The organism is Pseudomonas sp. EMN2 (assembly GCF_009650555.1).
GTDB lineage: Bacteria > Pseudomonadota > Gammaproteobacteria > Pseudomonadales > Pseudomonadaceae > Aquipseudomonas > Aquipseudomonas sichuanensis.
Genome location: NZ_VZZR01000077.1, coordinates 14,048 through 30,893, shown reverse-complemented (window position 1 = coordinate 30,893; position 16,846 = coordinate 14,048). Strand labels below are relative to the sequence as shown.

The 16,846-nt window shown below is 67.7% G+C and carries 15 protein-coding genes; 7 read left to right on the top strand and 8 right to left on the bottom strand.

Translation table 11 applies throughout. The features are described from left to right. Window positions 1-20 precede the first annotated feature (20 nt). From F6X61_RS21205 to gshB, 7 genes are all read right to left on the bottom strand, one after another. A complete protein-coding gene (locus F6X61_RS21205; RefSeq protein WP_153788391.1) occupies window positions 21-1,292 on the bottom strand; it encodes a dihydroorotase in 1,272 nt (423 codons plus the stop codon). Continuing rightward, a complete protein-coding gene (locus tag F6X61_RS21200) occupies window positions 1,289-2,293 on the bottom strand; it encodes an aspartate carbamoyltransferase catalytic subunit (protein ID WP_153788390.1) in 1,005 nt (334 codons plus the stop codon). Before F6X61_RS21200 ends, F6X61_RS21205 begins: the two co-directional genes overlap by 4 nt. 12 nt (window positions 2,294-2,305) lie before the next feature. Next, window positions 2,306-2,824 carry a bifunctional pyr operon transcriptional regulator/uracil phosphoribosyltransferase PyrR gene (gene pyrR / locus F6X61_RS21195; RefSeq protein WP_153788389.1) on the bottom strand — a complete coding sequence of 173 codons (519 nt, stop codon included), beginning with the start codon at window positions 2,822-2,824 and terminating at the stop codon, window positions 2,306-2,308. Between the two features lie 51 nt (window positions 2,825-2,875). Beyond that, the gene (gene ruvX, locus F6X61_RS21190) at window positions 2,876-3,301 is read right to left on the bottom strand and encodes a Holliday junction resolvase RuvX (RefSeq protein ID WP_153788388.1); all 426 of its coding nucleotides are present in this window, start codon (window positions 3,299-3,301) and stop codon (window positions 2,876-2,878) included. Then, complete coding sequence (locus tag F6X61_RS21185; RefSeq protein ID WP_153788387.1) at window positions 3,301-3,870, bottom strand: YqgE/AlgH family protein; 570 nt, start codon at window positions 3,868-3,870, stop codon at window positions 3,301-3,303. The genes ruvX and F6X61_RS21185 overlap by 1 nt, the downstream gene beginning before the upstream one ends. A gap of 167 nt (window positions 3,871-4,037) precedes the next feature. Further along, window positions 4,038-4,937 carry an energy transducer TonB gene (locus F6X61_RS21180; RefSeq protein ID WP_153788386.1) on the bottom strand — a complete coding sequence of 300 codons (900 nt, stop codon included), beginning with the start codon at window positions 4,935-4,937 and terminating at the stop codon, window positions 4,038-4,040. Window positions 4,938-5,028: 91 nt separating this feature from the next. Then, window positions 5,029-5,982 (bottom strand): glutathione synthase, encoded by a 954-nt coding sequence (gene gshB, locus F6X61_RS21175; protein ID WP_153788384.1) that lies wholly within the window; start codon window positions 5,980-5,982, stop codon window positions 5,029-5,031. A gap of 183 nt (window positions 5,983-6,165) precedes the next feature. Between gshB and pilG the strand changes: the two genes are divergently transcribed. The 7 genes from pilG to F6X61_RS21140 all read left to right on the top strand — a co-directional run bounded on the left by pilG (window position 6,166) and on the right by F6X61_RS21140 (window position 16,112). Next, window positions 6,166-6,567, top strand: coding sequence for a twitching motility response regulator PilG (gene pilG, locus F6X61_RS21170; protein ID WP_153788382.1), 402 nt, complete (start codon window positions 6,166-6,168; stop codon window positions 6,565-6,567). Between the two features lie 49 nt (window positions 6,568-6,616). Beyond that, window positions 6,617-6,982 (top strand): twitching motility response regulator PilH, encoded by a 366-nt coding sequence (gene pilH, locus F6X61_RS21165; protein WP_153788380.1) that lies wholly within the window; start codon window positions 6,617-6,619, stop codon window positions 6,980-6,982. Further along, window positions 6,979-7,533: a chemotaxis protein CheW gene (locus F6X61_RS21160; RefSeq protein WP_153788378.1), complete on the top strand. Its 555-nt coding sequence runs from the start codon at window positions 6,979-6,981 to the stop codon at window positions 7,531-7,533. The genes pilH and F6X61_RS21160 overlap by 4 nt, the downstream gene beginning before the upstream one ends. 48 nt (window positions 7,534-7,581) lie before the next feature. Then, window positions 7,582-9,606 carry a methyl-accepting chemotaxis protein gene (locus tag F6X61_RS21155; RefSeq protein ID WP_258705249.1) on the top strand — a complete coding sequence of 675 codons (2,025 nt, stop codon included), beginning with the start codon at window positions 7,582-7,584 and terminating at the stop codon, window positions 9,604-9,606. Window positions 9,607-9,617: 11 nt separating this feature from the next. Further along, window positions 9,618-14,900, top strand: a complete 5,283-nt coding sequence (locus F6X61_RS21150; RefSeq protein ID WP_153788376.1) for an Hpt domain-containing protein — start codon at window positions 9,618-9,620, stop codon at window positions 14,898-14,900. Next, window positions 14,893-15,366, top strand: a complete 474-nt coding sequence (locus F6X61_RS21145; protein WP_153788374.1) for a chemotaxis protein CheW — start codon at window positions 14,893-14,895, stop codon at window positions 15,364-15,366. The genes F6X61_RS21150 and F6X61_RS21145 overlap by 8 nt, the downstream gene beginning before the upstream one ends. 128 nt (window positions 15,367-15,494) lie before the next feature. After that, entirely contained in the window at window positions 15,495-16,112 is a 618-nt protein-coding gene (locus F6X61_RS21140) for a hemolysin III family protein (RefSeq protein ID WP_125465830.1), read from the top strand. Here the strand turns inward: F6X61_RS21140 and F6X61_RS21135 are convergent. Next, window positions 16,109-16,828 (bottom strand): 16S rRNA (uracil(1498)-N(3))-methyltransferase, encoded by a 720-nt coding sequence (locus tag F6X61_RS21135; RefSeq protein WP_153788372.1) that lies wholly within the window; start codon window positions 16,826-16,828, stop codon window positions 16,109-16,111. The two genes, F6X61_RS21140 and F6X61_RS21135, sit on opposite strands and share 4 nt — an antisense overlap. Window positions 16,829-16,846 lie beyond the last annotated feature (18 nt).

Below are 16,846 nucleotides of genomic sequence, written 5' to 3'. Positions count from 1 at the left end.
TGCCCCGCGATGGTCGTTACTCAGCCCTCAAAGCAGACGTGCCCATCGACCAAGGTATAACGCACCGCGCCCGGCAGGCAGTGGCCGATGAACGGGCAGTTCTCGCCGCGGGACAACCAGCGTTCACCCGCAACGGTCGAGGCTTTCGGATCGAACAGCACCAGGTCCGCTGCGCCGCCCACCTTCAACTCGCCGGCCGGCAGGCGCATGGCCGCCGCCGGGCCGCTGCTCAGGCGTGCCATCAGCGTCGGCAGGTCGAGCAGGCCGTCCTCGACCAGGGTCATGGCCAGCGGCAGCAACAGCTCGACGCTGCTGATACCCGGCTCGGTGGCACCGAACGGTGCCAGCTTGGCATCGCGCTCGTGGGGCTGGTGATGGCTGGAGATCGCCTGGATCACGCCCGACTTCACCGCCTCACGCAGGCCGTCACGGTCGGCGGCGCTGCGCAGCGGCGGCTGCACGTGGTACAGGCTTGAGAAGTCGCGCAGCGCTTCGTCGGTGAGGATCAGCTGGTACAGCGCCACGTCGGCGGTGACCGGCAGCCCCAGTTGCTGGGCCTGGGCGATCAGCCGGGCGCCACGGGCGCTGGTGATCTGGCTGAAGTGCGCGCGCACGCCGCTCTGCTCGACCAGCAGCAGGTTGCGGGCCAGGGCCACGGTTTCGGCGCTCTCGGGGATGCCGGGCAGGCCGAGGAAACTGGCCATCGGCCCTTCGTGGGCCAGGCCGCCCTGGGACAGGTCGCGGTCCTGGGAGTGGAACACCACGGTCAGGTCGAAGGTCGCCGCGTATTCCAGCGCTCGGGCCAGGGTGCGGTTGTTGGGGATCTCTTTCAGGCCGTTGCCGAAGGCCACGCAGCCGGTGTCGCGCAGGGCCACCAGCTCGGCCAGTTGCTCGCCTTCCAGGCCTTTGGTCAGGGCGCCGATCGGGTACACCTTGCTGTTGGCCGCTTCGCGGGCGCGGTCGAGGATCAGTTCGGCCACCGCCGAGGTGTCCAGCACCGGCTTGGTCTGCGGCGGGCAGCACAGGCTGGTGACGCCGCCGGCGACCGCCGCGCGGGTTTCACTGGCGATGCTGCCCTTGCGGCTGTAGCCCGGCTCGCGCAGCGAGACACCGAGGTCGACCAGCCCAGGCGCTGCGACCAGGCCGTCGGCCTGGATCGTGCGGCTGGCGCTGAAGCCCGCCGGGGCTGCGCCGATGGCGGCAATGCGACCGCCTTCGAGGTGCAGGTCGGTGATGGTGTCCAGGCCGCTGGCAGGGTCGATTACCCGAGCGCCGATAATGCTGAGGGTCACTGGGCGTTCTCCTGCTCGATTTGACGTTGCGCGTTCTGCCCGCTCATGGCCATGGACAGCACGGCCATGCGCACGGCGATGCCGTAGGTGACCTGGTTGAGGATCACCGAGTGCTTGCCGTCGGCCACCGCCGACTCGATCTCCACGCCCCGGTTGATCGGGCCGGGGTGCATGACGATGGCGTCGGGCTTGGCGCCGGCCAGGCGTGCGGTGGTCAGGCCGAACAGGCGGTAGAACTCGCCCTCGCTGGGCAGCAGGCCGCCGGCCATGCGCTCACGCTGCAGGCGCAGCATGATCACCACGTCGACGTCTTTAAGGCCTTCGGCCATGTCGGTGTAGACCTTCACCCCATACTGCTCGATGCCGATCGGGATCAGGGTTTTCGGGCCGATCACGCGGATGTCCGGGCAGCCCAGGGCCTTGAGCGCGAGCATGTCCGAGCGGGCTACGCGCGAGTGCAGGATGTCGCCGACGATGGCCACCGACAGGTTCTCGAAACTGCCCTTGTGCCGACGGATTGTCAGCATGTCGAGCATGCCCTGGGTGGGGTGCGCGTGGCGGCCGTCACCGCCGTTGATCACCGCCACGTCCGGGCACACATGCTCGGCGATGAAGTGGGCGGCGCCGGAGTCGGAGTGGCGCACGACGAACATGTCGGCGGCCATGGCTTCGAGGTTGCGCAGGGTGTCGAACAGGGTCTCGCCCTTGCTGGTCGAGGAGGTCGACACGTTCAGGCTGATCACGTCGGCCGACAGGCGCTGGGCGGCCAGTTCGAAGGTGGTGCGGGTACGGGTGGAGTTCTCGAAGAACACGTTGCACACGGTCTTGCCGCGCAGCAACGGGACTTTCTTCACGGCCCGGGCGCCGACTTCGAGGAACGAATCGGCGGTGTCGAGGATCTCGGTGAGCAGTTCGCGGGGCAAACCGTCGAGCGAGAGGAAGTGGCGCAGCTGGCCCTGGTCATTGAGCTGCAGCGGGCGCTTGGCGTCGAATGGCGTCATCGCGGGGGACTCTTAAAGGGCGGAAGCGGAAGCGAGGTCCTGGCGCTCGAGGGCGAGCGGTGCGGGTCCGGTCAATTTTACCCGTTCATGGGCGGCCAGCGACAGGGTGGCGCCGAGCACATTGGGGCGGATCGGCAGTTCGCCGGCATCCAGGTCCAGCAGGCACACCAGCGTCACGCTGGCCGGGCGGCCATAGTCGAACAGTTCGTTGAGGGCGGCGCGGATGGTACGGCCGCTCATCAGCACGTCGTCCACCAGCACCAGGTGCTGGCCTTCGATCTCGAACGGCAGCTCCGAAGGGCGCACTTGCGGGTGCAGGCCGTTCTGGCTGAAGTCGTCGCGGTAGAACGACACATCCAGGGTGCCCAGCGGGCTTTCGTCGGCCAGCTCTTGCTGCAGGGCCTGGGCCACCCATACGCCGCCGGTGCGGATGCCGATGAAGCGTGGTTCGGTAATTTCACGGCGGGCCAGGTGGGCGCGAAGGTCGACGGCCATCTGCCGGATCAGGTCGGCGGGATTGGGTAGGCTCATTGCGTGCTCCTCGGAAGGCGGGCGCCGGGTAGCTCCGGCGGCAAAGCGGAATTAAACGTTGGCCTCCAGCCAGCCTTGCAGCAGCAGGGCGGCGGCGATGGCGTCGACCGGGTTGTCGCGGTAACTGCCTTGGCGGCCGCCTCGGGCCATCTGCTCGCCCTTGGCTTCGAAGGTGGTCAGGCGTTCGTCGTGGGTGTGCACCGGCAGGTTGAAACGGCCGTTGAGGCGCCGGGCGAATTTCTCGGCGCGCTCGCTCATTTCGCTGGGCGTGCCGTCCATGTTCAGCGGCAGGCCGACGACGATGGCGTCGGGTTTCCATTCCTTGATCAGCTTTTCGACCTGGTTCCAGTCCGGCACGCCGTTCTGTGCCTTGAGTACGCAGAGCTCGCGGGCCTGACCGGTGATCACCTGGCCGACCGCCACGCCGATCTGTTTGCTGCCGTAGTCGAAGCCCAGCAGCAGGCGCAGTTCGGCCATCAGGCGTGCCCTGCCTGGCTGGTGAGCAGGCTCAGGTTGATGCCCAGGCTCTTGGCGGCGGCGCCGAGGCGTTGTTCGCTGTCCATGCCGAAGAGGATCGCGGGGTCGAACGGGCAGTTGAGCCAGGCGTTGTCGGCCAGTTCGGCCTCCAGTTGGCCGGCTTCCCAACCGGCATAGCCGAGGGTGATCAGGCTCTTTTTCGGGCCCACGCCGGCGGCGATGGCCAGCAGCACATCCTGGGAGGTGGTCAGCGACAGGCCTTCCAGGGCCACGGTGGCCTGGAAGCTGCACTCGTTGCTGTGCAGCACGAAACCACGGTCGGTCTGCACCGGGCCGCCCAGGTAGATGGGCACCTGCAGCGTGCTGGTCGGGGGCGTTTCGTCGGGGCGCAGTTGCTCGAGGATATCGGCCAGGTTCAGCTCTTGCGGGCGGTTGATCACCAGCCCCATGGCGCCGTTCTCGTTGTGTTCGACGATGTACGTCAGCGTTTGCGCGAAGTTCGGATCGGCCATGTGCGGCATGGCGATCAGGAACTGGTGCTTGAGGTAGCTGGGGGCGAAGGTTTTCATGAGCGCTAGTGTGGCGCCAGGTGGCGGGGCTGGCAAGGTGCGCTTGAGCCTCACTCGGCCCCTGTGGGAGCGGGTTTACCCGCGAAGCAGGCAGCGCGGTGTATGGCACCGGCTTCGCCGGTGTTCGCGGGTAAACCCGCTCCCACAGGGACTTTGCAGGCTTGAAGTCAGTTGCTCGACAGCTTGTCCCCGCGGGCAAAGCGCCAGGTGCGGATGATCTCCAACCGATCGAACTCCGCCATGTCCCCGGTAAACGGCGCGAACGGCGCGGCCAGGCGCACGATGCGCTGGGCCGCCTGGTCCAGCACTGGCTGGCCGGACGATTCCAGCACCAGCACTTCATACAGCGAGCCATCGCGGTTGATCGACACCATCAAGCGCAGGCTGCCGTACAGCTGCTGGCGTCGGGCTTCGTCGGGGTAGTTGAGGTTACCGATGCGCTCGACCTTCTTGCGCCACTCTTCCTTGTACCAGGCGCCCTTGTCGCGCATGGTCGAGGCCGCATTCAGGCGATGGATACGCGGGCGTTTGGCATACAGCTGCTGTTCGTTGGACAGCTCGGCCTCAAGGCTGGCGATCTGGCTGGACAGCTGCGAGCTGTCGAAGTCCGGCGCCTTCGCCTGGGCCTTGGGCTGTGGCTTGCTTTCCTTCGGCTTGGGCTCGACTTTCTGCGGTTTCGGTGCCTGGGTGGTCACCGCGGACTTCGACGGCGCGGGTGGCGACTCTACTCTCGCGGCCGGCGGCGGGGTGATCTTGTTGATCTTGCTGTCCTGGAACGGCGCCACTTCGGTGGTCTTGGGGACCGCTTTCTTGTCCAGGGTGCCGCTGCCCTGCTGGTTTTCCTGGGCCTGGAAGTCGGCCTTCTCGGGCGCCTTCTCGCTCTTGAAGGTGGCCAGGGTGATGTCCATGGTGTGGCGGATTTCAGCGGGTTTGATCACCGTGAAACCGACCCCCAGGATCAACGCCAGGTGCACCAGCGCGGCCAGGAACAGGGTAAAGCCGAGCCGGTCCACCGGGCGAACGCGGGGTGGCAGCAAGTCGGCAGGGATGTCGGCGGGGAGCGTCATCGGGTATCCAGCAACCGCAAAGCGGGGCATCAGCTCAGTCGAAAAGGACCGGCATCATACCCCACTGTGCGGTGTTGCCACCTGTCCTCGGTCAGCGCGCTTGCAGCTTGCGATCAATGGCATCCATCAGCTTGCCGCCGATATTGGTGTTGAAGGCGGCGTCGATTTCGCGGATGCAGGTCGGGCTGGTGACGTTGATCTCGGTGAGGTGCTCACCGATCACGTCCAGGCCGACGAACAGCAGGCCCTTCTCGCGCAGGGTGGGGCCAACCTGTGCGGCGATCCAGCGATCGCGGTCGCTCAGCGGGCGGGCTTCGCCGCGGCCGCCGGCGGCCAGGTTGCCGCGGGTCTCGCCGCTGGCCGGGATGCGCGCCAGGCAGTAGTCCACCGGCTCGCCGTCGATCATCAGGATGCGCTTGTCGCCGTCCTTGATCGCCGGCAGGTAGGCCTGGGCCATGATCTGCTGGGCGCCCAGGGCGGTCAGGGTTTCGAGGATCACCGACAGGTTGGGGTCGCCGACCCGGTGGCGGAAGATCGAGGTACCGCCCATGCCGTCCAGCGGCTTGAGGATCACGTCGCCGTGCTTGGCGGCGAACTCACGGATGATGTCCGGGCGGCGGCTGACCAGGGTCGGCGGCGTGCACTGCGGGAACAGCGTGGCGAACAGCTTCTCGTTGCAGTCGCGCAGGCTCTGCGGGCGGTTGACCACCAGCACGCCGTCGGCCTCGGCCTGCTCCAGCAGGTAGGTGCTGTAGACGAACTCCATGTCGAACGGCGGGTCCTTGCGCATCAGGATCACGTCCAGCTCGCTCAGCAGGCTGTCCTGCTCTTCGCCCAGCTCGAACCAGCGCGCCGGGTCGGCGAACACCTTCAGTGGGCGCATCCGCGCGCGGGCCTTGCCTTCGCCCTGGTACAGGTCGCGCTGTTCCATGTAGAACAGGCTCCAGCCACGTTCCTGGGCGGCCAGCAGCATGGCCAGCGAGCTGTCCTTTTTATAGGAGATGGACGCGATAGGGTCCATGACAATCCCGAGGCGAACGCTCATGGGGTAATTCCTCTTGGCGGCGGGTGGCCGCGATGGCACGAAAAAGTGGCTCAGGGTGGCGCCGGGCGCGCGCCCGGTCAAGGGGGCGGGCAGATGGAATGGCCCTGCGGAGTGTGCTAAAAAGGCCTGGCACGTGGCCTGCACGGCCCTTCGGCGAATTCGCGACCAGGCAGAAGCGCAACTATGGAACAACCCCTGAAGGTGATGGTGATCGACGATTCGCGCACGATCCGCCGCACTGCCCAGATGTTGCTCGGCGAGGCGGGCTGCGAGGTGATCACCGCCAGCGATGGCTTCGATGCCCTGGCGAAAATCATCGACCACAAGCCACGCATCATTTTCGTCGACGTGCTGATGCCGCGCCTGGACGGCTACCAGACCTGCGCAGTGATCAAGCACAACAGCGAATTCAAGGACACTCCGGTCATCCTGCTCTCTTCCCGCGACGGCCTGTTCGACAAGGCCCGCGGCCGGGTGGTGGGTTCCGACCAGTTCCTGACCAAACCTTTCAGCAAGGAAGAACTGCTCGACGCAATCCGCGCCCATGTGCCCGGTTTCGCCGCGCAGGACCCAATCGCACCTTGACACCGCCCCAGCCAAAGGCGGCGTCTCACGTTCCTCATGGGGAAACAGCATGGCCCGAGTTCTGATTGTCGACGATTCGCCGACCGAGATGTACCGCTTGACCGAGTGGCTGGAAAAACACGGCCACCAGGTGCTCAAGGCCAACAACGGTGCCGACGGCGTGGCCCTGGCCCGCCAGGAGAAGCCCGATGCGGTGCTGATGGACATCGTCATGCCCGGCATGAACGGCTTCCAGGCCACCCGCCAGTTGAGCAAGGACCCGGAGACCAGCGCCATCCCGGTGATCGTGGTCACCACCAAGGACCAGGAAACCGATCGTATCTGGGCCACGCGCCAGGGTGCCCGCGACTTCCTGACCAAGCCCGTGGAAGAAGACGCGTTGATCGCCAAGCTGGTCGAGGTGCTCGGCGCTTGACCACTCGCCCTCAGGGCGCGGCACTGACCGCCTTCGAGCTGCTGCTGGACATCGACCGGCGGTGCCGCCTGCTGGTGGCCGACCAGCCGCTCCAGGACACCCGCCTGCAGCAGTGGAGCGGCATCGGCTTTCGCATTGCCGGGCAATGGTTCGTCGCGCCCATGGGCGAAATTGCCGAAGTGTTGCGTGAGCCGCGCAACAGCCGGGTGCCGGGGGTACAGCCCTGGGTCTGCGGGGTGGCCAACCTGCGCGGGCGGCTGTTGCCGGTGATGGACCTGAGCGCGTTCTTCGGCCTTGGCCCGGCGGCGGCGGGCAAGCAGCGTCGGGTGCTGGTGCTGGACCACGAAGAGCTGTTCGCCGGGCTGCTGGTGGACGAGGTGGTGGGCCTGCAGCACTTTGCCCTGAGCAGCCTCGAACTGTCGCCGCCGCAGCCTTTGATCCGCGCCGCCGCACCCTTCGTGCAGGGGCATTTCCCCCGTGAGCGCAACTGGGCGATCTTCAGCCCGTTCGCCCTGGCCCAGGCACCGGGCTTTCTCGATGTGGCGTTGTAGAGGACTTTCGACGTGAACAAGCCTGGCCCCTCCGTTTCCCCTGCAGCCGTGGCCCAACGCCCGCGCAGCAGCGCGCAGATCACCGTGCTGTTCGTGGTGCTGATCCTGTCGATCGTGCTGCTGTTCGCCAACTTCGCCTACCTCAACACCCAGGCCAACCACGACAAGCAGTACATCGGCCACGCCGGCGAGCTGCGCGTGCTGTCCCAGCGTATCGCCAAGAACGCCACCGAGGCGGCAGCCGGCAAGGCCCTTGCCTTCCGCCTGCTCAGCGATGCGCGCAACGATTTCGAGCGGCGCTGGAGCTACCTGCGCGAGGGCGACAAGGCCACCGGCCTGCCCGCCGCACCGGCCACGGTGCGCGACGAAATGGACGCGGTGCGCCAGGACTGGGAAAACCTGCGCAAGAACACCGACACCATCCTGGCCAGCGAACAGACCGTGCTGTCGCTGCACCAGGTGGCGGCCACCCTGGCCGAGACCGTGCCGCAGTTGCAGGTCGAGTACGAAAAGGTGGTGGAGATCCTGCTGCAAAGCGGCGCCCCGGCCAGCCAGGTGGCGGTGGCCCAGCGCCAGCTGCTACTGGCCGAGCGCATTCTGGGCTCGGTCAACACCGTGCTGGCCGGCGACGACAGCTCGGTGCAGGCCGCCGACACCTTCGGCCGTGACGCCAGCCGTTTCGGCCAGGTGCTCGAAGGCATGCTCGCCGGCAACCCGGCGATCCAGGTGACCCGGGTCGAAGACGCCGATGCCCGCGCGCGCCTGGCTGAAATTGCCGAGCTGTTCCAGTTCGTTGCCGGCTCGGTGGACGAAATTCTCGAAACCTCGCCCGAGCTGTTCCGTGTGCGCGAAGCCGCCGGCAACATCTTCAGCCTCTCGCAAACCCTGCTCGACGAGGCCTCGCACCTGGCCAACGGCTTCGAGAACCTGGCCAGCGGGCGCACCCTCGACACCGTCGGCGGCTACGTGCTGGGCCTGCTGGCGCTGGCCTCGATCATCCTCATCGGCCTGGTGATGGTGCGCGCCACCCACCGCCAGCTGCGCGAAACCGCCGAGAAGAACGAACGTAACCAGCAGGCGATCATGCGCCTGCTCGACGAAATCGAAGAGCTGGCCGACGGCGACCTCACCGTCACGGTGGCGGTCACCGAAGACTTCACCGGCGCCATCGCCGACTCGATCAACTACTCGGTCGACCAGCTGCGCGACCTGGTCGCCACCATCAACCACAGCGCCGAGCAGGTCGCCGCCGCCGTGCAGGACACTCAGAACACCGCGCGCCAGCTGGCCAAGGCCTCCGAGCACCAGGCCGCGCAGATCAGCGAGGCCTCCGAGGCGGTGGGCGACATGGTCGAGTCGATCGACCGCGTGTCGGCCCACGCCTACGAGTCGGCCAAGGTGGCCGAGCGTTCGGTCGCCATCGCCAACAAGGGCAACGAGGTGGTGCACAACACCATCAATGGCATGGACAACATCCGTGAGCAGATCCAGGACACCGCCAAGCGGATCAAGCGCCTGGGGGAGTCGTCCCAGGAAATCGGCGACATCGTCAGCCTGATCGACGACATTGCCGACCAGACCAACATCCTCGCCCTCAACGCGGCGATCCAGGCCTCGCTGGCCGGCGAGGCCGGGCGCGGCTTTGCCGTGGTCGCCGACGAAGTGCAACGCCTGGCCGAACGTTCGTCGTCGGCCACCCGGCAGATCGAGGCATTGGTGCGCACCATCCAGGCCGACACCAACGAGGCGGTGATTTCCATGGAGCAGACCACCGCCGAAGTGGTACGCGGCGCGCGCCTGGCGCAGGACGCCGGGGTGGCGCTGGCCGAGATCGAAGGGGTGTCGCAGACCCTGGCCGAACTTATCCACAGCATCTCCGACGCCGCCCAACTGCAAACCTCGTCCGCCGGGCAGATCTCCCACACCATGGCGGTGATCCAGCAGATCACCGCGCAGACCTCCGCCGGTTCCGGCGCCACCGCCGACAGCATCCGCCACCTGGCGCGCATGGCCAGTGAAATGCGCCGCTCGGTGTCGGGCTTCACCCTGCCGGCTGCGGCCGAGCGCCGCTGATGGAGGCGCCCATGACCTCGGTGGCGGTGAACAGCGAACGGCACGACACGGTCGCCCTGGCCTGGACCAAGGCGCCCATCCTCGATTGCCTGGGCCAGGCACGCCAGGCCCTGGAGCATTTCACCGGGGCGCCGGACGACCTGTCGAACCTGACCTTCTTCGTCGACAACCTGCATCAGGTGCACGGTTGCCTGCGCCTGCTCGAACTGCCCGGCGCCACGCGCCTGGCCGAAGAGCTCGAACTGCTCGGCCGGGCCATGGCCGAGGGCCAGGTCAGCCCCCGTGGCGAGTGCCTGGGCGCGCTGTTCCGGGGCCTGGAGCAACTGCCGCCGTACCTCGACCGGCTGCGCGGCGCGCGCCACGACCTGCCGCTGGTGGTAATGCCGCTGCTCAACCAGCTGCGCGCCTGCCGGGGCGCCGAGCCGCTGGCCCAGGGCAGCCTGCTGGGTGAGCTCGGCCAGCGCCTGGCCGGTGCCGAAGACCTGGCCAACCTCGACCTGTCGCTGGGCAACTGGCGCGAGCACATGCAGGCCGGCGCCGGGCGCGATGCCCTGCGCTCGGTGGTGTCGGCCCTGTGCGACGACCTGATGCGCATCAAGGACCAGCTCGACCCCCTGGTCAGTGACGAGCGGCCGCCCCGCGCGCCGCTGCAAGCCTTGCTCGCACCGCTGCGCCACGTGGCCGATACCCTGGCTGTGCTGGGCTTCCAGCAGCCGCGGCGGGTGATTATCGATCAGGTGCTGGCGTTGCAGGCCCTGGTGGAGCAGGACGACAGCGTGAATGAAGCGGTGTTGATGGATGTGGCCGGGGCGTTGCTGTATGTGGAAGCGACGCTCAACGGCATGGTCGGCCCGCTGGAAGAAAGCCAGCCCGGCAGCTTGCCCGGCTCGGACTTGGCCGAGATCCGCCAGCTGGTGCTGCACGAGTCGCTCAACGTCTTGCAACAGGCCAAGGACCTGATTGGCGACTGCCTCGAGTCGGGCTGGTCGCGCCAACGCCTGCAAGCCCTGCCTGGGCTGTTGCAGCAGGTGCGCGGCGCGCTGGCGATGCTGATGCTACCGGCCGCCGCCGAGGTGTTCGCGGGCGCTGCCGGTTACGTGCAAGGCTGGCTGGTGCACCTGGAGGACGAGCCACTGCCCGAAGAGCTGGCGCACCTGGCCGACACGTTGTGCGCCGCCGAGGCGTACCTGCAGTGGCGGGTGGCCGACCCCTTGGCCGATGCGCAACCCTTCATCGAGATGGCCCGCGCCAGCCTGGCCGCGCTGGGTGTGCAGTGCCAGGCGCTGGAGCCGTCGGCCAGCAGCGGCCGGGCCGTGGATGGCATCGATGACGAGCTGCGCGATGTATTCCTCGAAGAGGCCGGCGAGTTGCTGCCGGAAATCGAACGTCACTGGCTGCGCTGGCGCGCTGACAACAGCCTGCGCGAAGCGTTGATCGAAGTGCGGCGCGCCTTGCATACCCTCAAGGGCAGTGGGCGCATGGTCCATGCCGAGGCCGTGGCGGAGCTGGCATGGGGCGCCGAGCACCTGCTCAACCGCGTGCTGGAGGGGCGTATCGCGCTCAGCGCCGAAGGGTTGGTCGCGCTGCAGCAGGTGTTCGTGCGCCTGCCCGACCTGCTGGCCGATTTCGCTGCCAGCCAGTTGCCGGCCAGCGCCGAGATCGAGCAGCTGGCCGCCCATCTGCATGCGCTGGCGCTCAACGACGCGGCGCCCGGCGCCAGCATCGACGGGCTCGACCCGCAGCTGCTGGAGATCTTCCGCAACGAGGCCCAGGGCCATCTGGCCGGGCTCGATGCCTTCCTGCACACGGCCAGCGCCGAAGGCACGCCGGTCAGCGACGGCCTGCAGCGTGCGCTGCACACGCTCAAGGGCAGTGCGGCCATGGCCGGGGTGATGCCGGTGGCCGAGCTTGCCACCGCGCTCGACCGCCTGGTGCGTGAGTACAAGGGCCACGAACAGCCCATGCTGCTGGTGGAAATCGAACTGCTGGAGGCGGCCCGGGCCTTGTTCCACCTGGGGTTGGCGCAACTGGGCAGCACGCCGTTGGCGCCGATCCCCGGCGCCGCGGGGCTGATCGAACAGGTCGGGCAGACCGTCGATGCACGTCTGGCGCAGCTGCACAGCGACCCCCATCAGGTGCGCCGCAGCCGCCGTGATCCGAATCTGATTGCCGCTTTCCTGACCGCAGGCATGGACACCTTGCTCGACGCCGAGGCGCAGTTGGCGCACTGGCAGCAACAGCCGGCGCTGCGCCAGGCGCTGGACCCCTTGCTGGATGCCATGACCAGCCTCAGCCATGCGGCCCACCAGGCCGAACTGTGGCAGGTGGATGAAATCTGCGAAGGGTTGCTTGATCTGTATGGCGCGGTGGAAGAGGGCAGCCTGGCGGCCACGCCGAGGTTCTTCGAAGTGGCCGGCCAGGCCCATGAAGTGCTGCTCGACATGCTCGACGAGATCGCGGCCGGCCAGGACCTGAACGCTCGCCCCGAGTGCCTGGCGGCCCTGCGCGGGTTGCTGGACGATGCGCTCGACCCGTCCGTGATGGGCGTGGTCGGCGCCGAAGGGGTGACGCCGCTGCCGGCGCCAGCCTTGGTCGAGCTGTTCCTGGAGGAAGCCGGGGACATCCTCGACAGCGCCAACCAGGCCCTGCAGCAGTGGCAAAGCGAGCCGGGCAACGTCACGGTGCTGACGTCGCTGCAGCATGACGCCCTGACCCTCAAGGGCGGGGCGCAGATGGCCGCGATCGGCGCGGTGGAGGTGCTCGCCCAGGAGCTGGCGCTGCTTTACGAAGGGCTGGTGGACCGTCGCCAGGGGGCCAGCCCGGTACTGTTCGACCTGCTGCGGCGCAGCCATGAGGCGCTGGCCGACATGCTGCACAGCTTGCATCAGGGCCAGGCGCCGGTCTCGGCAGTGACGCTGCTGGGCGAGCTGCGCGAGTTTCGCCAGACCGCGCAGCCGCCCGCCCCGGCCGAGGTGCCCGGCACGCTCGAAGAGCAGGCCCAGGCCGCAGGCGACAAGGAGCTGCTGGAAGTCTTCCTCGAAGAGAGCTCCGACATCGTCGAGAGCGCCGCCGATGCCCTGGGCCGCTGGCAGGCCGACCCGCGCAGCACGGTCGAGGTGGAGAACCTGCTGCGTGACCTGCACACCCTCAAGGGCGGTGCGCGGATGGTCGAAATCGCCGCCATTGGCGACCTGGCCCACGAACTGGAATTCCTCTACGAGTTGCTGGCCGCCGGCCGGCTGCCGCCGACGCCGGCCTTGTTCAGCCTGCTGCAGAACTGCCACGACCGCCTGGCGCACATGCTCGATGCCGTGCGCCTGGGCCAGCCGCTGCATGCCGCCACGGCGCTGATCGACTACATCCGCAACTTCTCCAGCGCCGCCCTGACCGACAGCGCCGCCGCCGCGCCGCAGGTCGAGGCCGCCCCCGCCGAACTGCCGGCCGCCGCGCCGGAGCGGGCCGGGGACATGATCAAGGTCGATGCCGAGCTGCTCGACGACCTGGGCAACCTGGCCGGCGAGCACACGGTGATCCGCGGGCGCATCGAGCAGCAGGTCAACGATGCGCAGTTCGCCCTCAACGAAATGGAAACCACGCTGGAGCGCATGCGCGATCAGCTGCTGCGCCTGGACATCGAAACCCAGGGGCGCATCTCTAGCCGCCAGCAGTTCGAGGGCGATGCCTACGACGATTTCGACCCGCTGGAAATGGACCGCCACTCCCAATTGCAGCAGCTGTCGCGGGCGCTGTTCGAATCGGCGTCGGACCTGCTCGACCTGAAAGAGACCCTGCTGCAGCGCTCCCAGGAAACCCACAGCCTTCTGCAGCAGCAGGCGCGGGTCAACAGCCAGTTGCAGGAAGGCCTGACCGCCACCCTGATGGTGCCGTTCGAACGCTTGGTGCCGCGCTTGCAGCGGGTGGTGCGGCAGGTGGCCAGCGAGCTGGGCAAGCAGGTCGAGCTGGTGGTCGGCAACGCCGAGGGCGAGCTCGACCGCAGTGTGCTGGAGCGCATGGTGGCGCCGCTGGAGCACATGCTGCGCAACGCTGTCGACCACGGCCTGGAAGGCCGCGAGGCGCGCCTGGCCGTCGGCAAGCCGGAACTGGGCACCATCCACCTCAACCTGCTGCATGAAGGCGCCGACATCGTCATCGAAATGAGCGATGACGGCGCCGGGGTGCCGCTGGAGGCGGTGCGCAACAAGGCCATCAAGCGCGGCCTGCTCGACCCCCAGGCACGCTTGAGCGACCACGAGATCCTGCAGTTCATTCTGCGCCCCGGCTTCTCCACGGCCGAAAAGATCACCCAGATTTCCGGGCGCGGCCTGGGCATGGACGTGGTCCATGAAGAGGTCAAGCAACTGGGCGGCTCGATGAGCATCGAGTCCAGCCCGGGCAAGGGCGCGCGTTTTCTCATCCGCCTGCCGTTCACCGTGTCGGTGAACCGGGCGCTGATGGTGCACCTGGGCGACGAGCAGTACGCCATCCCGCTCAATACCATCGAAGGGATAGTGCGGGTGCCGGCCGCTGAGCTCGAGGCCTGCTACCGCCTCGACCCGCCGCGCTACACCTACGCCGGCCACGACTATGCCCTGCGCTATCTCGGCGAGCTGGTGCAGGGCGGCGGCCAGCCCGCGCTGCTGGGCCAGAGCGTGCCGCTGCCGGTGCTGCTTACCCATTCCCAGGAGCAGTCGTTCGCCATTCAGGTCGACAGCCTGTCGCCCAGCCGCGAGATCGTGGTCAAGAGCCTCGGGCCACAGTTCGCGGCGGTGCCGGGGCTGTCGGGGGCGACGCTGCTGGGCGATGGCCGGGTGGTGTTGATTCTCGACCTGCTCGGTCAGTTGCGTGGCCAGCAACGGCGCCTGGCGCGCCTGCCGGGTGCCGGCGACGGCCAGCGCGCGCTGACCGGGCCTGCACCGCGCCGCGCATTGCTGGTGATGGTGGTGGATGATTCGGTGACCGTGCGCAAGGTCACCAGCCGCCTGCTGGAGCGCCACGGCATGAGCGTGCTGACCGCCAAGGACGGTGTCGATGCCATGGCGCTGCTCGAAGAGCACCGCCCGGATGTGCTGCTGCTGGATATCGAGATGCCGCGCATGGACGGCTTCGAAGTGGCCACGCGCATCCGCCGTGACGAGCGCCTCAAGCAGCTGCCGATCATCATGATTACCTCGCGCACCGGGCAGAAGCACCGTGAGCGGGCCATGGCCATCGGCGTCAACGAGTACCTTGGCAAGCCGTACCAGGAGTCGGTCCTGTTGCAGAGCATCGCCCACTGGAGCCAGCACCATGCTTGACCATATCGCCGGGCAGCGCAGCAGCCTGACCGGGCTGTTGCTGCCCCTGGGCGACCGTGCCCTGGTGCTGCCGAACGTGGCGGTGGCCGAACTGATCGGCCACCGCGCCATCGCCTGTGAGCCGGGCGAGCCCGGCTGGCACCTGGGTTGGGTCGACTGGCGCCAGCAGCGCTTGCCGCTGGTCGGCTTCGAGGCCGCCTGCGGTGGGCATACCCCGTGCGGTGAGCGGGCGCGGATCGTCGTGCTGAATGCCTTGGGCGATACCGGGCTGCGTTACCTGGCGCTGCTGCTGCAGGGGATTCCGCGTTCGTGCAAGCTCGACAGCCAACTCAATTACGTGGATGTGCCGCTGGCGGCGTTGGAGCTGGCGGCGGTGCAGGTGGGCGAGCAAGTGGCGCGGGTGCCGGACCTGGCGGCGCTGGAACGGATGGTGCGTGACGCGCAATTGCAACCTGGCCTTGGTTAGGATGTAGGCAGTCCCGGCCCTATCGCGGGGCAAGCCCGCTCCCACGCTCGAGAGCAAACCGTGGGAGCGGGCTTGCCCCGCGATGAGGCCGTCAGGAACCCTGCTGGCCCTCGGAGGTCTGTGCTTGCATGTATTACGGTGAACGTTTCAACGCCTGGACCCACCTGGTCGGCGCGGTACTGGCCTGCATCGGCGCGGTGTGGCTGATCGTCGTCGCGGGCCTGCAGGGCGATCCGTGGAAGATCGTCAGCTTCTCCATCTACGGCTTCACGCTGCTGTTGCTCTACAGCATCTCCACCCTCTATCACAGCACCCGCGGCCGGGCGAAGCAGGTCATGCGCAAGCTCGACCATCTGTCGATCTACCTGCTGATCGCCGGCAGCTACACGCCGTTCTGCCTGGTCAGCCTGCGCGGGCCCTGGGGCTGGAGCCTGTTCGGGGTGGTCTGGGGGTTGGCGCTGATCGGCATGCTGCAGGAGATCAAGCCGCGTTCGGAGGCGCGCATCCTTTCGATCGTCATCTACGCGGTGATGGGCTGGATCGTGCTGGTGGCGGTCAAGCCGTTGCTGTACAGCCTGGGCACCGCCGGCTTCACCTGGCTGGCGGCCGGCGGTGTGTTCTACACCGTCGGCATCCTGTTCTTCGCCTTCGACAGCCGGTTCCGCCACTGGCACGGCATCTGGCACCTGTTCGTCATCGCCGGCAGCCTGATGCACTTCGTCGCGGTGTTCTTCTACGTCAGTTAAAAGTCGCCCCACAGCTGTTGTGCGACCGACAGCGCTACAACAGGCGCGGTCTCGGTGCGCAGCACGCGCGGGCCGAGGCGGGCGGCGTGGTAGCCGGCGGCCTTGGCCTGCTCGACTTCGGCATCGCTCAGACCGCCTTCGGGGCCGATCAGGAAGGCCAGGCGTGCGGGCTTGGCGTGGCTGGTCAATGGTTCAGCTACCGGGTGCAGCACCAGCTTGAGATCGGCCTCGCAGGCCCTGAGCCACTCGGCCAAGGTGAGCGGCGGGTGGATCACCGGCAGGGTCGAGCGGCCGCACTGCTCGCAGGCGCTGATGGCCACCTGGCGCCAGTGGGCCAGGCGTTTGTCGGCGCGCTCGTCCTTCAGGCGTACTTCGCAGCGTTCGCTGACGATCGGGGTGATTTCGTTGGCGCCCAGTTCGGTGGCTTTCTGGATGGCCCAGTCCATGCGCTCGCCACGGGACAGGCCCTGGCCAAGGTGGATGTGCAGTGGCGATTCGGCCTGGCCGGGGAGGGCTTGGTCGAGGCTGACGCGCACGCTTTTCTTGCCGACCTCGAGCAGTTGGCCAAGGTATTCCTGGCCGCTGCCGTCGAACAACTGCACGGCGTCGCCGGCAGCCATGCGCAGCACGCGGCCGATGTAGTGGGCCTGGGCTTCGGGCAGGTCGTGCTCGCCGAGGGCCAGGGGGGCGTCGATGAAGAAGCGGGAGAGTCTCATGGTTCAGCTCGGGAAAAG

Bases quoted from the DNA above. Each gene is read 5' to 3' on its own strand.
- pyrR (WP_153788389.1), bottom strand. From the start codon at position 2,824: ATGAGCCTACCCAATCCCGCCGACCTGATCCGGCAGATGGCCGTCGAC.
- pilH (WP_153788380.1), top strand. From the start codon at position 6,617: ATGGCCCGAGTTCTGATTGTCGACGATTCGCCGACCGAGATGTACCGC.
- F6X61_RS21145 (WP_153788374.1), top strand. From the start codon at position 14,893: ATGCTTGACCATATCGCCGGGCAGCGCAGCAGCCTGACCGGGCTGTTG.
- F6X61_RS21140 (WP_125465830.1), top strand. From the start codon at position 15,495: ATGTATTACGGTGAACGTTTCAACGCCTGGACCCACCTGGTCGGCGCG.
- F6X61_RS21150 (WP_153788376.1), top strand. From the start codon at position 9,618: ATGACCTCGGTGGCGGTGAACAGCGAACGGCACGACACGGTCGCCCTG.
- ruvX (WP_153788388.1), bottom strand. From the start codon at position 3,301: ATGGCCGAACTGCGCCTGCTGCTGGGCTTCGACTACGGCAGCAAACAG.
- F6X61_RS21200 (WP_153788390.1), bottom strand. From the start codon at position 2,293: ATGACGCCATTCGACGCCAAGCGCCCGCTGCAGCTCAATGACCAGGGC.
- F6X61_RS21180 (WP_153788386.1), bottom strand. From the start codon at position 4,937: ATGACGCTCCCCGCCGACATCCCTGCCGACTTGCTGCCACCCCGCGTT.
- gshB (WP_153788384.1), bottom strand. From the start codon at position 5,982: ATGAGCGTTCGCCTCGGGATTGTCATGGACCCTATCGCGTCCATCTCC.
- F6X61_RS21185 (WP_153788387.1), bottom strand. From the start codon at position 3,870: ATGAAAACCTTCGCCCCCAGCTACCTCAAGCACCAGTTCCTGATCGCC.
- F6X61_RS21135 (WP_153788372.1), bottom strand. From the start codon at position 16,828: ATGAGACTCTCCCGCTTCTTCATCGACGCCCCCCTGGCCCTCGGCGAG.
- pilG (WP_153788382.1), top strand. From the start codon at position 6,166: ATGGAACAACCCCTGAAGGTGATGGTGATCGACGATTCGCGCACGATC.